General features: G+C 71.9%; 10 protein-coding genes. 5 read left to right on the forward strand and 5 right to left on the reverse strand.

Translation table 11 applies throughout. The features are described 5' to 3' along the window. Positions 1-8 precede the first annotated feature (8 nt). From icmH to ABNQ38_RS22460, 4 genes are all read right to left on the reverse strand, one after another. Complete coding sequence (gene icmH / locus ABNQ38_RS22445) at positions 9-1,280, reverse strand: type IVB secretion system protein IcmH/DotU (RefSeq protein ID WP_377808121.1); 1,272 nt, start codon at positions 1,278-1,280, stop codon at positions 9-11. Between the two features lie 341 nt (positions 1,281-1,621). Next, positions 1,622-4,087 carry a transglycosylase domain-containing protein gene (locus ABNQ38_RS22450; RefSeq protein ID WP_377808122.1) on the reverse strand — a complete coding sequence of 822 codons (2,466 nt, stop codon included), beginning with the start codon at positions 4,085-4,087 and terminating at the stop codon, positions 1,622-1,624. Between the two features lie 213 nt (positions 4,088-4,300). Beyond that, positions 4,301-5,782 carry an ATP-binding protein gene (locus ABNQ38_RS22455; RefSeq protein WP_377808123.1) on the reverse strand — a complete coding sequence of 494 codons (1,482 nt, stop codon included), beginning with the start codon at positions 5,780-5,782 and terminating at the stop codon, positions 4,301-4,303. Then, positions 5,779-6,522 carry a response regulator gene (locus ABNQ38_RS22460; RefSeq protein WP_377808124.1) on the reverse strand — a complete coding sequence of 248 codons (744 nt, stop codon included), beginning with the start codon at positions 6,520-6,522 and terminating at the stop codon, positions 5,779-5,781. The genes ABNQ38_RS22455 and ABNQ38_RS22460 overlap by 4 nt, the downstream gene beginning before the upstream one ends. Positions 6,523-6,764: 242 nt before the next feature. Between ABNQ38_RS22460 and ABNQ38_RS22465 the strand changes: the two genes are divergently transcribed. The 5 genes from ABNQ38_RS22465 to ABNQ38_RS22485 all read left to right on the forward strand — a co-directional run bounded on the left by ABNQ38_RS22465 (position 6,765) and on the right by ABNQ38_RS22485 (position 12,080). Next, positions 6,765-7,343: a Spy/CpxP family protein refolding chaperone gene (locus ABNQ38_RS22465; protein WP_377808125.1), complete on the forward strand. Its 579-nt coding sequence runs from the start codon at positions 6,765-6,767 to the stop codon at positions 7,341-7,343. 154 nt (positions 7,344-7,497) lie between these two features. Further along, positions 7,498-7,632 (forward strand): hypothetical protein, encoded by a 135-nt coding sequence (locus tag ABNQ38_RS22470; protein ID WP_377808126.1) that lies wholly within the window; start codon positions 7,498-7,500, stop codon positions 7,630-7,632. 98 nt (positions 7,633-7,730) lie between these two features. Continuing rightward, a complete protein-coding gene (locus ABNQ38_RS22475; protein WP_377808127.1) occupies positions 7,731-10,268 on the forward strand; it encodes a helicase-related protein in 2,538 nt (845 codons plus the stop codon). A 183-nt stretch (positions 10,269-10,451) separates the two neighbouring features. Next, positions 10,452-10,883, forward strand: coding sequence for an RNA-binding S4 domain-containing protein (locus ABNQ38_RS22480; protein WP_377808128.1), 432 nt, complete (start codon positions 10,452-10,454; stop codon positions 10,881-10,883). A 114-nt stretch (positions 10,884-10,997) separates the two neighbouring features. Beyond that, a complete protein-coding gene (locus tag ABNQ38_RS22485; RefSeq protein WP_377808129.1) occupies positions 10,998-12,080 on the forward strand; it encodes a Tim44 domain-containing protein in 1,083 nt (360 codons plus the stop codon). 96 nt (positions 12,081-12,176) lie between these two features. On the opposite strand, the gene ABNQ38_RS22490 is transcribed toward ABNQ38_RS22485, so the two are convergent. After that, positions 12,177-13,244 (reverse strand): ABC transporter ATP-binding protein, encoded by a 1,068-nt coding sequence (locus tag ABNQ38_RS22490; protein ID WP_377808130.1) that lies wholly within the window; start codon positions 13,242-13,244, stop codon positions 12,177-12,179. Positions 13,245-13,257: the final 13 nt, after the last annotated feature.

Consider the following 13,257-nt stretch of genomic DNA (forward strand, 5'->3'; position numbering starts at 1 on the left):
CGGGCGCCCTAATGCGGATAGAGGCGGATGTCGATCCGCCGGTTGGCGTCGCGCCCGGCCGGCGTGTCGTTCAGCGCAATCGGCTCCTGGTCGCCATGGCCCTCGGCCGACAGGCGGGCGGGCGGCAGGGAGCGCTCCAGCAGCTTGCGCACCGCCTCGGCGCGGGCGTCGGTCAGGGATTGGGCAGCCGGGGATTGCGCAGCCGGCGGGCGGCCGCCCGGCGGGGTCTGGTCGTCGGTGTGGGCGACCACCAGCACGCTGCCGGGTTCCGCCGCCAGGGTCTGGCCGACCCGCTCGACGATGGCGCGGTGGCGCGCCTTCACGGCGTCGCTGCCGGTGGCGAACATCGCCGCCGCCGGAATGCGGATGACCAGGGCGCCATCCTCCCCCGCCAGCACCTCGACGGCGCCGGTGCGGATTTCCGGGGCGAGCTGGCCTGTGATGCGGGCGATCAGCGCCGGGCCGGCGGTGGGCGGCGGCGGGACCAGCCGGGCGATCTCGATCGGCCGGTCGGGCAGCAGGGCGGCGATGCGGGCGACCACCGGCTCGGCCTGCCGGTCGAGGGTGCCGGCGAGATGGACGTAGAGGCCGGACAGGCCCAGCGCCACCACCGCCCAGACGATCCAGCCCGGCACACCGCTCAACGGGTTGCCGAGCGGCCGGAACGGCTCCGCCACCCCGGTCCAGGCCGGCGACAGCTCCGCCGCCACGTCGCCGCGGGCGCGGCGCAGGATGCGGTACAGCTCGTCACGCAGACGGGCGAGGTCGTGGGCGCCGCCGGGCCGGTCGCGGAATCGCCCTTCGAAGCCCAGCGACAGGCAGGCGTAGAACAGCTCCAGCGCGTGGCGGTGGCGGCGCGGGTCGCCCAGCATGCCGTCGAGCAGGTCGAAGAACCGCACGTCGGCACCCGGTTCCGCCACGGCGGCCCCGCCATGGCCGGCGGCACGGGCGACGTCGTCCAGGGTGGCGGCCAACGCGACGCGGGCGGCGCGGATCTCGTCCGGATCGAGGCCGGAGGCGGAGACGGCGCGGTCGAAACGCTCCAGCGCCGCGGTGGCGGCGGCGCGGGGCTGATCGGTCAGGCTGCGGTCGCGCAACGCGCCGACGAGCGCCAGCACCGGCGCGGCGATGCTGAGCAGGGGATTGAGGGGCGACGGGCCGGGGTCGTCCTGCCGGCGGGGGATCGAAAGCGCAGCGGCGGGCGGAGTGGGAGCGGCGGGAACATCGGTCGCCAGGGCGGCAAGAACGGCGGCGAGCGGACGCTCGTCCGACTCCGCCATATCCGCTCCGTCCAATCGCTCGTCCGCCTGCATCTGTCGTCCGCTCTGGAGAAATCCGGGGGGAGGTATAGCAGGGTCGGGGCGGCGGGGGGAACTTGAAGCCCTCTTGCGCCCCGGGAGAGGGAGGGGACCCGCGCCGAAGGCGTGGGGAGGGTGAGGGGTGATCCAAGGAGCCATGCAGTTCCGGACTCCTGGGTTTCCCCTCACCCTTCCCATGCTCCGCATGGGCCCCGAGGTCGCTCGCAAGTCTCGCGACCGCATTCCACCTACGACTGCGTTGTAGTCGTCCGGCCTGCGGCCGTCGGCTCCATGCCCTCTCCCGGGACGGGAGAGGGAGTTTATTACCGCACCCCGCTGTTGCTGTAGTCGTACTGCACCCTTGGCACCGTCCCGGAACCGCCGGCGATCTTTTCGATCAGGGAGCCGATGCCGCCACCCGACCGCGCGTCGGCGGACGCCACCGGCACGCCGCCCGGCGGCACGATGCCCGGCATCACGCTTCCCGGCGGCGGGGTCCAGGCCGGGGCGCCGTCCAGGCCGGGGAGCGGGCGGGCAGGCTTGCCGGCATGGGCGTCGAGCATGAATTCGCGCCAAAGCCTGGCCGGCAGGGTGCCGCCGGTGACCTTCTTCATCGCCTCGTTGTTGTCGTTGCCCAGCCAGACGCCGGCGACCAGATCGGCGGTGAAGCCGACGAACCAGGCGTCGTGATAGTCCTGGGTGGTGCCGGACTTGGCCGCCGCCGGGCGGTTCAGCTTCGCGCTGCGCCCGGTGCCGTAATCGAGCACGCCGGTCATCATGTGGGACAGTTGCACCGCATGGGCGGGATCGACCACCGGGCTGCCGCCGCCGCCCTGGCGCCGGTAGAGAACGACGCCGTCGCGGCTCCTGATCTCGGTGATGGCATAGGCCCAGACGGGGACGCCGCGGTTGGCGATGCCGGCATAGGCGCGCACCAGCTCCAGCGGCGTCACCTCGCTGGTGCCGAGGCCCAGCGACAGGTCGCGGGTGAGCGGCGAGGAGATGCCGAGGTTCGAGGCGATGCGCCGCACCCGGTCGGTGCCGACCCGGTCGATCAGCCGCGCCGTCGCGGTGTTGGAGGAATGAGCCAGCGCCGAGGCCAGCGTGATGCTGCCGCGATACTTGCCGTCGTAATTGCCGGGGCTCCAGTTGGCGAGCTGCACGGGAGCGTCGTCGATCATGCTGTCGGGGGTCCAGCCCGACTCCAGCGCCGCCAGATAGACGAAGGGCTTGAAGGCCGATCCCGGCTGGCGCAGCGCCTGAGTGGCGCGGTTGAACTCGCTGCCGTCGTAATCGCGGCCGCCGACCAGCGCCCGCACCGCGCCGTCGGGGCTCATGGCGACCAGAGCCCCCTGGCGGACGTTGGCGGCGGCGCCGGGACCGGCCAGCAGGGCCTCCAGCCGCTGTTCGGCGGCGCGCTGCATCTTCAGGTCCAGCGTGGTGCGAACGATCACGTCGCCATGGTCGGGACCGGCGAAGCCCGGCACCAGATCGGTCACCCAATCGGCGAAATAGCGGCCGTCGCCGCCGGGCTTGCGCTTGGGCGACGGCTTGGCGGTGCGCGCCGCCTCGTACTGCGGCTGGGTCAGGTAGCCGGCATCCAGCATCGCCGCCATCACCACCCGCGCCCGCTCCGCCGACTCGTCGGGGTTGGAGCTGGGGGCATAGCGCGACGGCGCCTTCAGCAGGCCGGCCAGCACCGCCGACTCGCGCACGTCGACCTCGGTCGCCGGCTTGCCGAAATAGGTGCGGGCGGCGGCGTCCACCCCGAAGGTGCCGGCGCCGAGATAGACGCGGTTCAGGTAGGCGGTGAGGATCTGGTCCTTGGTGAAGCGGCTCTCCAGCCACAGCGCCAGCATCGCCTCCTGGATCTTGCGCTTCAGCGATTTCTCGGGCGTCAGGAACAGGTTCTTGGCGAGCTGCTGGGTGATGGTGGAGCCGCCCTGCACCGCCCGGCCGGAGCGCCAGTTGACGTAGACGGCGCGGGCCAGACCCAGCGGGTCAATGCCGAAATGGCTATAGAAGCGGCGGTCCTCGATGGCCAGCACGGCGCCGACCAGATGCGGCGGCAGGTCGCGCACGCTGAGCGTGGTGCCGTGCAGGTCGCCGAAGCGGGCGAACTCGCTGCCGTCGGCGGCCAGCACGGTGATCGAGGCGCGGCGTTCGAACTGCGCCACCTTGGAGATGTCCGGCAGGTCGAGCGCGAACCACGCCAGCACCGCACCCAGCCCGATGCCGCACCAGATGGCGGCGACGAGGCCCCACTGGACCAGGCGCCTCATCCAGCCGCCGCCGTTTTTCCGGGCCGGCTGCGGCGCCCGGCCGGGGCGGCCGGCCGGCTGGGCCGAGAGCTGCGGAGACGGGGGCTGCGGCGGCTGGCTGCCGCCGGACCGGCGGGCGGGCTGCTTCGGTTTCGGCAAGGAGATCCTTGGAAGGGAGAAGGACGGCAGGGTGAAGCTGGGCAACGTGACGTTGGGCAGCTTGAAGCCGGGCAGCTTGAAGTTAGGCAGGCCGCGGGACCGGCGGCGGGGCTGCCGGAAGGGCGTCGGCGGCGGGGCGGCGGAGGGCGGCGGGGACTTGCGGCGCGGCTTGGCCTTGCCGGCGGCCGCCAGCCGGTCGCGGGCAAGCTCGACCGCCTTGGCGGCGAACAGGCGCGCGAACTCCCCGGCCGTCAGCCGGTCGAGCGGCGACGGGTCTTCGCGGGTGCGGATCGGGCGGGGGCCGGCGTAGAGCTGGCTGGCCCTGCGCTGGTCCGGGTCCGTGTGGTGGTCCGGTCGGTCGGCGGTCACGGCGCGCTCGCTGGCCCTGTCAGGTCTGTGTGATGAGTGCGGGAAACGTTCCCGCTTCGATCCTCATACGCCCACTGCCTCTGGGCCGGAAGGCCGGTCAGGGGCCGGCGATTATTTGTCTCCCGACCGTGGCGAAAGAATGACTCTATCCGAAATTTCGGTAGGCCCCCTCTCCCGCCGGGGGGAGAGGGGATCCGAGGCGGGAGAGGGAGCCTACAGCGGCAGCGTCACCGTCGCGCGCAGGCCGCCGTCCGCGCGGTTCGCCAGCGTCACGTCGCCGCCATGGCCGCGGATGATGCTGCGGGCGGTGGACAGGCCGAGGCCGACGCCGCCGGTGTCGCGGGAACGGGAGCGCTCCAGCCGGTAGAAGGGGGCGAAGACCTTCTCGAACTCCGCCTCCGGGATGCCGGGGCCGTCGTCGTCGATGTGGATCAGGGCATTGGCGGCGTGGGCGCCGTCCGGGCCGGTCTCCAGCCGGACGGTGAAGCCGCCGCCGTACTTGATGGCGTTGTCCATCAGGTTGGCCAGCGCCCGGCGCAGCGCCACGGTGCGGCCCTCCGCCACCGCATGGGCGGGGCCGTCGTAGAGCGCGCGGTGGCCGGCATCGACGCGGTCGTCGCACAGGCTCTGCAACAGGTCGGCAAGGTCGAAGCGGCCGCGCGGCTCGCGCTGGGCGTCGTCGCGGGCGAAGGCCAGCGTGGCGGAGATCATCGCCTCCATCTCGTCCAGGTCGGCCAGCATCCGGCGCTGCATCTCCGGATCGTCGACCAGCTCGGCGCGCAGGCGAAGCCGGGTGATCGGCGTGCGCAGGTCGTGGCCGATCGCCGCCAGCATCTGGGTGCGGTCGGCGACGAAGCGGGCGAGGCGCGCCTGCATCCGGTTGAAGGCGCGGGTGGCGGCGCGCAGCTCGCGCGGGCCTTCCTCCGGCAGGGGATCGGCCTGCCCGTCGACGCTGAGCCGTTCGGCGGCGGCGGCGAAGCCGGCCAGCGGCGCCGTCACCCGGCGGGCGGCGAGCAGCGACACCAGCAGGATCACCGCGACGATGGCGCCCATCCACAGCACGAAGCGGACGATGCCGAAGGGGCCGGGCAGCGGCTCGCCGCCGGTGAAGCTGAGCCAGGAGCCGTCGCCGAGCCGCACCGACAGCCGGACATGCGGCCCCCAGTGCCGGGGCTCGTCGCTCGCCATGAAGGGCGGCGGCGGTCGGGGGTCGTCGCGGCCCTCTCCGCGGGGCGGGCGCTGGACCTCGATCAGGATGTTGCGGTCGGCGGTGTCGAGCTGCTCGCTCAGCCGGCGCTTCAGCCCTTCGAACCGGCCGCCGGAATAGGCGCCGGGCGACAGCGGTGGCGGCCGGTCGGGGCTCAGCTCCACCCGCAGGACCGGGTCGTCGATGGCGCGCACCACCCGCTCGCGCCCCTGCGGCGGCGTGCTCTCCACCAGCTGGACGATGGCGGTGATGCGCTGGATCAGCACGTTGGGACCGTGGATCGGCGGCCCCTCGCTGCGGTCGGTCAGATAGACCAGCGCGCTGATCGCCTGGGTCAGCAGCAACGCCAGCACCACCGTCAGCGCGATGCGCGCGGCGAGGCTGTCGGGGAAGCGGAAGGGAAGCCGGCGGAAGGCGCCGCGGCGGCGGGCGAGCCTGGACTTGGCCGTTTCCGGCTGGGACTTGGCGGTTTCCGGCTGGGCGGTCATGGCGCCACACCGCCGTTGGAGACGGCGGGCGTGAAGAGATAGCCGCCGCCACGCACCGTCTTGATCAGCGTCGGGTCGGCCGGATCGGGTTCGATCTTGCGGCGCAGGCGGCTGACCTGCACGTCGATGGAGCGGTCGAAGGGCACCGCCGAGCGGCCGCGCGCCAGATCGAGCAGCTGGTCGCGGGTCAGCACCCGCTGCGGATGCTCGACGAAGGCGACCAGCAAATCGTATTCGCCGGCCGACAGCTGGACCAGCACGCCGTCGGGCGAGCGCAGCTCGCGCTTGGTGAGGTCGAGCGACCAGCCCTCGAAGCGCAGCACCGTGCCGGCCGCCGCAGGGGCACCCGCCACCGGCGGGACGGAGACGCGGCGCAGCACCGCCTTGATGCGGGCCAACAGCTCGCGCGGGCTGAAAGGCTTCGCCAGATAATCGTCGGCGCCCATCTCCAGCCCGACGATGCGGTCGGTCTCCTCGCCCATGGCGGTCAGCATGATGACGGGGGTCTGCGCCGTCTGCGGCGTCGCGCGCAGCCGTCGGCAGAGCGACAGCCCGTCCTCCCCCGGCAGCATCAGGTCGAGAACGATCAGGTCGACGCGGGCGCCGTCGAGCGTGCGCATCATCTCCGCTCCGTCCCGGACCCCGGTGACCCGGAAGCCATGCTTGGTCAGGAACTGGGCGACGAGGGAGCGGATTTCGCGGTCGTCGTCGACGACGAGGAGGTGGGGCGTGCGGTCCATGTCCCCATGATCGGGCGGGGGGCGCCGGACGTGAAGGGGGAATGTGTAACGCCCGGTTACGGGGGGCCGGACGGTTACACTCTGTTACCAAATGACCGGTTTGCGGACATTCGACCGCAACGTTCGGCGCCCAATCTCTGGTCATCGGGACAGCGGCGGCGATGAGGCCGGCACCGTCCCAGCGGAATAAGCCCCCTCCATCCGGGGTTTAGACAGCACCAACACACCGAGGAGTCGACACCATGAAACGCGCCCTTCTGACGTCCGCCCTGCTGGTCGCCGGTCTCGGCGTGGCCGTTCCGGTCTTCGCCCAGGGTGGTCCGCAGCCCGGCGGTCCCGGCCCGGCCGGCGGTCCCGACCGCCACTTCGCCCGCATGTGCGAGGACCAGGAGGCCCGTCTGGCCGGCAAGCTGGCCTATGCGGAGAAGAAGCTGAACATCACCGAGCAGCAGCGCGCCGCCTGGACCAAGTTCGCCGACGCCGCCCGCTCCAGCCTGAAGCCGACGCAGGATCTGTGCGTCAAGTTCAAGGACACCCCGCCGCCGGCAGCCCTGCCGCAGCGCCTTGAACGCGCCGAGCAGATGATGCAGGCCCACCTGCAACAGGTCCAGACCGTCCGTCCGGCCCTGACCGACCTCTACGCCCAGCTGACGCCCGACCAGCAGAAGCAGGCCGACCGCATGCTGAACCCGGGACCGGGCGGCATGGGCGGCCACCATATGGGCCCGCACCATGGCGGTCCGGGCCATCACGGGATGGGTCCGGGGAAGGGTCCCGGTCCGGGCCCGGCGCCGGCACCGCAGGAGCCGCCCAAGGGCTGACGTAACAGACAGACTCCCGGCGGCGACCCCAAGCCCCCCAACGCAGCCGCCGTGAGCCCGAGGGCCGCCGAACCCCCATTCGGCGGCCCTTCCCGTCTCCAGCCTTTCGTCTCCAGCTTCTTTCGCTTCGCCCTGGAAATCCGGGATCATTCCCATGAGCGCACTCGATCTTTCCCCGCTGTTCTTCAGCCTGTCGGTCATAAAGCAGGATTACCTGATGATCCTCGGCATTGCCCGGAGCGGACTCCGTTCGCTGCGCGCCCGCCGCGCACCCTCCCTACGGGATTAGCCGTCCGGCAACGGCCGGCCGTCCGGACCGGCGCAATCGCCATACATCGCCAAGCCGCCGCTTGCATTGCGGGCTTCCGCACCCCAAAGCTTAACCCTATGACGTCCACTCACGCTTCGGCGGGCGGCGGTCTCGGGCGCGGGGGCCGTGTGGTCGCCGTGCTGGGGCCGACCAACACCGGCAAGACCTATCTGGCGATCGAGCGCATGCTCGGTCACCGGTCCGGAATGATCGGCTTTCCCCTGCGCCTGCTGGCGCGGGAGAACTATGACCGCATCGTCTCGATCAAGGGGAAGAACGCGGTCGCGCTGGTCACGGGGGAGGAGAAGATCCTGCCCCCCAACCCGTCCTATTGGGTCTGCACCGTCGAATCGATGCCGCTGGACCGCGCGGTCGATTTCCTGGCGGTGGACGAAATCCAGCTCTGCGCCGATCCCGAGCGCGGCCACATCTTCACCGACCGGCTGCTGAACGCCCGCGGCATGGTCGAGACGATGGTGCTGGGATCCGATTCGATGCAGCCGATGATCCGCCGGCTGGTGCCGAAGGCGGAGTTCATCAGCCGGCCGCGCTTCTCGCAGCTGACCTATGCCGGCCACAAGAAGCTGACGCGCCTGCCGCCGCGCTCGGCCGTCGTCGCCTTTTCCGCCACCGACGTCTATGCCATCGCCGAGATGATCCGGCGCCAGCGCGGCGGCACCGCCGTGGTGCTGGGCGCGCTCAGCCCGCGCACGCGCAACGCGCAGGTCGGGCTCTATCAGGCGGGCGAGGTCGACTATCTGGTGGCGACCGACGCCATCGGCATGGGGCTGAACATGGACGTCGACCATGTCGCCTTCGCCCGCATCGTCAAGTTCGACGGCTTCGCCCCGCGCCGCCTGCGCCCCGCCGAGGTGGCGCAGATCGCCGGCCGCGCCGGCCGCCACATGCGAGACGGCACCTTCGGCACCACCGACGAGGTGGGGGAGCTGGACGCCGACCTCGTCACCCGCGTCGAGAACCACGAATTCGAGACGGTCAAGGCCTTGTCCTGGCGCAACAGCGACCTGCGCTTCGACACGCCGGGCTTCCTGCTGAAGTCGCTGGAGGAACGCGCGCCGCTCGCGGAACTGTCCCGCGTGCGTGAGGCCGACGACCATCTGGCGCTCCAGGCGCTGGTGCGCGATCCGGAGATCATGGATCTGGCGCGCGGCCGCGACGCCGTGAAGCTACTGTGGGAGGTCTGTCAGGTCCCCGACTTCCGCAAGGTGCTGTCGGATGCCCACACCAAGCTGCTCGGCCAGATCTTCCGCAGCCTGCGCACGCCGCTGCGCCGGCTGGACGACGACTGGGTGGCGAAGCAGATCGCCCGGCTCGACCGCACCGAGGGTGACATCGACGCGCTGGTCGCCCGCATCGCCCACATCCGCACCTGGACCTACATCTCCAACCGGCCGACCTGGCTGAAGGACCCGCTGCACTGGCAGGAGCGCACCCGCGCCATCGAAGACCGGCTGTCCGACGCCCTGCACGAGCGGCTGACCCAGCGCTTCATCGACCGGCGTTCCGCCACGCTGGCCCGCACGCTGAAGGACGGGCGCTCGCTGCTGGGCGGCGTGCGCGCCGACGGCGAGGTGGTGGTGGAAGGGCATGTCGTCGGCAAGCTGGAGGGCTTCCGCTTCGTCCCCGACGCGCCCGACCGCTCCGACGAGGCGAAGTCGCTGCTGACCGCTGCCCGGCGGGCGTTGCGCGACGAACTCGCCAAGCGGCTGCGCGCCTTCGAGGCGGAGCCGGACGACGCCTTCGCGCTGGGGGCCGACGGGGTGCTGAGCGCCGACAATCTGCCGGTGGCGCGGCTGGCCGCCGGCCAGTCGGTGCTGGCGCCGCTGGTGGTGCCGTTCGACGACGGCATGCTGGATCAGGCCCAGCGCGAGCGGGTGCGGGCGCGGCTGGAGCGCTGGCTGAAGGACCACATCGCCGCCCGGCTGAAGCCGTTGTTCGCCCTGTCCGCGGCGCAGGGCCTGTCCGGCGCCGGCCGCGGTCTGGCCTTCCAGCTGGTGGAGGGGCTGGGGGTTCTGCCGCGGCAGCCGGTCGCCGACATGGTCGAGCGGCTGGAGCGCGAGGACCGCAAGGCGCTGACCGGGCTGGGCGTCCGGCTGGGGGTGTCGCACCTCTATCTCACCGCGCTGGCCAAGCCGGCGGCGGTGACGTTGCGCGGGCTGCTGTGGGCGGTGTCGAAGGGCCATCCCCTGCCCGTCCCGATCCCGCCGCCCGGCCGGGTGTCGGTTGAAGCGCCACCGGTGAAGGAAGGCGGCGCGCGCCCCGGCTTCTGGGAGGCCATCGGCTATCCGCTGGCCGGCGGGCGGGCGCTGCGCGTCGACATGCTCGACCGGCTGGAGACCGAACTGCTGACCGCGTCCAAGGCCAATGCGCCGATCCGCGAAGTGGCGCTCGGCCAGCGCGTCGGCCTGTCGGCGGAGGAGCTGGGGGCGGTGCTGACCGGGCTCGGCTATGTCCGCGCGGAGGGCGAGGACGGGGCGGTGACCTGGAAGCGCAGGCGCCCCTCCCGCCAGCAGCAGGCGAACCGGCAGCGGCGGGAGAAGCCGACCAACGAGGATCATCCCTTCGCCAAGCTGCGGCAGCTGTCGGGGATGTGAACTAAGTGTGGGGAGTGGAATGAACGCACAGCCGATCAGCGCTTTTTCTCCCTCTCCCCCCCGGGGAGAGGGTCGGGGTGAGGGGGATGCACGGCGTGCCTCCCGCAAAAATCCCGCCACGCGTCCCCCTCACCCTAACCCTCTCCCCGGGGGGGAGAGGGGATCATCGGCGGGAGGTGCGAGATGACCGACAGCGAAGACTCCACCCCCGGCCGGCTGCGGATCGACAAGTGGCTCTGGTATGCGCGCTTCTTCAAGACGCGCAGCCTCGCCGCCAAGCTGTGCAACGACGGGGGCGTGCGGCTGTCGGGGACGGTGGTGACCAAGGCGCATGCGGCGGTGAAGCCGGGCGACGTGCTGACCTTCGCCCAGGGGCGGCACATCCGCGTCATCAAGGTGGTGGCGCTGGGCAGCCGCCGCGGCCCGGCGCCGGAAGCCCAGGCGCTGTACGAGGATCTCGCCCCGCCGGTGCCGGAGGAGCGCTTGCAGGATCCCTACCGCGCGCCCTTCCAGCCGCCGGGCGCCGGGCGGCCGACCAAGCGCGACCGCCGGGCGATCGATGCCCTGCACGGCGACGGCCCGATGGGCGATGCCTGGCAAAGTGAGACCGATTAGGCGGCGATGCTGATTGTTGCTCGAAAAAAGTGAGACCGCCTCTTAAACGGAGGCGGGACCACCCCCATCTGGGAAGGCTGGATAACCGACCAGATGCGACAAGCGAGCACGATCATGAGCGAGAAGACCCGACCTTCGAGCCTTTCCGCCCCCTCTTCAGCGAAGCGCGGCGCCCGCGCTGCGACCGCCGTGGCGGTTGCGCTGGTGATGGCGCTGGCCGCCGGAACCGCCGACGCCCGCGCCGGCAAGAGCAGCTCCTCGGGCAGCCGCGGCAGCCGCACGACCGAGGCGCCGGCCGCCACCAGCACCGCCCCCAACTCCGTGTCGCCGATGGAGCGCTCGACCGCCCCGGCGGCGTCGCCCGGCATGCAGCGCCCCGGCGCCGCGGCCACCGCCCCGGCGGCGGCCCCCTCGCGCGGCTTCTTCGGCGGCGGCTTCATGTCGGGCCTGATGGGCGGCCTGATCGGCGCCGGCATCGGCGCGATGCTGTTCGGCGGCGGCTTCTTCGAGGGCTTGGGCAGCTTCGCCGGCATCCTGGGCTTCCTGCTGCAGATTCTGCTGGTCGTCTTCCTGGTCCGGCTGGCCATGCGCTTCTTCCGCAACCGCTCGCAGACGGCGAACACCGCGGCGTCCGGCGGTCCGCTGGGTGGGAACCGCCCGGCCTATGCCGGCGGCCCGCAGGCTGACCAGATGAACCGCGACGCGGCCGACGCCGGCTACAACCCGATGGGCAACCGCGGGATGGGGGGCGGCAACGCCGGTCCGGCCCAGCGCCGTCAGGCCGCCGACGAGATCGGCATTCAGCCGGCCGACTTCGAGTCGTTCGAGCGGCTGCTCGTCACCGTCCAGACCGCCTACGGGCGTGAGGATGCCGAGGCTCTGCGCGCCGCGACGACGCCGGAGATGTTCTCCTACTTCAGCGACGATCTGGCGGAGAACCGCAGCCGCGGCGTGGTCAACAAGGTCAGCGACGTCCGTCTGCTCCAGGGCGATCTGGCCGAGGGCTGGCGCGAAGGGGCGCAGGAGTACGCCACCGTCGCCATGCGCTTCGCGCTGGTCGACGTCACGGTGGACCGCGCCAGCGGCCGGGTGATCGAGGGCAACGCCTCGCAGCCGACCGAGGCGACCGAGCTGTGGACCTTCGTCCGCCCGCGCGGCGGCCAGTGGCAGCTGTCGGCGATCCAGCAGGCCAGCTAAGGCTTTCGGGTCCAGGAATGCGAAACGCCCCGGCCAGTCGGCCGGGGCGTTTTCGTTTGTGCGGAGTGTGCCCTCTCCCGCCCCGGGAGAGGGAACTCAAGCCGTCGGAAGCACCACCGCGTCGGCGGCGCGGAAGCCGAGGCGGGCGGTCTCGCCGGGGACGAAGGCCGGCTCCTGGCCCAGATGCGGCATCTGCACGGTAAGGCCGCCGTCCAGAAAGGCGTTCACGAAGGCGCCTTCGAAGTCGCTGTGGCTGACGCGGGCGGTCAGGCTGTTATCGCTCTCGCCCGCCCCCGGACGCTCCGGCGCCAGACGTTCCGGCCGGACGAACAGGGTGGCACGGTCGCCCACCGCCAGCCCGCGCGGGTTGCGCCCGCGCAGAGGCCCGTAAGTGGTGTCGAGCACCGCCCAGCCGTCGGCCGCCTGCGTCACCGGACCGGCGAAGCGGTTCGCCTCGCCGACGAAGGACGCGACGAAGGCGGTTTCCGGATGGTCGTAGATGGTCTTGCCGTCGCCCACCTGTTCCAGCACGCCGCGCGACATCACGCCGATGCGGTCGGACATGGTGAGCGCCTCGCCCTGGTCGTGGGTGATGTAGATGAAGGTGACGCCGGTGCGCTTCTGCAACTCGCGCAGCTCGGCGCGCATGTGCTGACGCAGCTTCAGATCCAGCGCCGACAGCGGCTCGTCCAGCAGCAGCACCGCTGGCTCCACCGCCAGCGCGCGGGCGATGGCGATGCGCTGGCGCTGGCCGCCGGACAGGTCGGTCACCCGCTTGTCCGCCGTGTCGGGCAGCGCCACCAGCTCCAGCAGTTCACGGACGCGGCGCTTGCGGTCGGCCGACGGCACGCCGCGCACCTCCAGCCCGAAGCCGATGTTGTCCGCCACCGTCATCAGCGGAAACAGGGCCAGATTCTGGAAGATCAACGCGGTCGGCCGCTTGTTCGGCCCGATCCCCTTCATGTCGCGGCCGCCGATGCGGACGGTGCCGTCGGTCGGCTCCATGAAGCCGGAGATCATGCGCAGGATGGTGGTCTTGCCGCAGCCCGAGGGGCCGAGGAAGCTGAAGAACTCCCCGGCCGCAATGGTCAGCGATACGTCGCGGACGGCGACGGTGTCGCCGAACCGCATGGTGACGTGGTCGAGTTGGACGTCTTGGCTCATGGCCCCTGCTGTG

Origin of the sequence: Azospirillum sp. A29, assembly GCF_042604625.1 — a bacterium.
GTDB classification, from domain to species: Bacteria; Pseudomonadota; Alphaproteobacteria; order Azospirillales; family Azospirillaceae; genus Azospirillum; species Azospirillum palustre.

What these genes read in the sequence shown, in the direction of transcription:
- ABNQ38_RS22480 (WP_377808128.1), top strand. Translation starts at nt 10,452, where the DNA reads ATGACCGACAGCGAAGACTCCACCCCCGGCCGGCTGCGGATCGACAAG.
- icmH (WP_377808121.1), bottom strand. Translation starts at nt 1,280, where the DNA reads ATGGCGGAGTCGGACGAGCGTCCGCTCGCCGCCGTTCTTGCCGCCCTG.
- ABNQ38_RS22485 (WP_377808129.1), top strand. Translation starts at nt 10,998, where the DNA reads ATGAGCGAGAAGACCCGACCTTCGAGCCTTTCCGCCCCCTCTTCAGCG.
- ABNQ38_RS22470 (WP_377808126.1), top strand. Translation starts at nt 7,498, where the DNA reads ATGAGCGCACTCGATCTTTCCCCGCTGTTCTTCAGCCTGTCGGTCATA.
- ABNQ38_RS22490 (WP_377808130.1), bottom strand. Translation starts at nt 13,244, where the DNA reads ATGAGCCAAGACGTCCAACTCGACCACGTCACCATGCGGTTCGGCGAC.
- ABNQ38_RS22465 (WP_377808125.1), top strand. Translation starts at nt 6,765, where the DNA reads ATGAAACGCGCCCTTCTGACGTCCGCCCTGCTGGTCGCCGGTCTCGGC.
- ABNQ38_RS22475 (WP_377808127.1), top strand. Translation starts at nt 7,731, where the DNA reads ATGACGTCCACTCACGCTTCGGCGGGCGGCGGTCTCGGGCGCGGGGGC.
- ABNQ38_RS22460 (WP_377808124.1), bottom strand. Translation starts at nt 6,522, where the DNA reads ATGGACCGCACGCCCCACCTCCTCGTCGTCGACGACGACCGCGAAATC.
- ABNQ38_RS22455 (WP_377808123.1), bottom strand. Translation starts at nt 5,782, where the DNA reads ATGACCGCCCAGCCGGAAACCGCCAAGTCCCAGCCGGAAACGGCCAAG.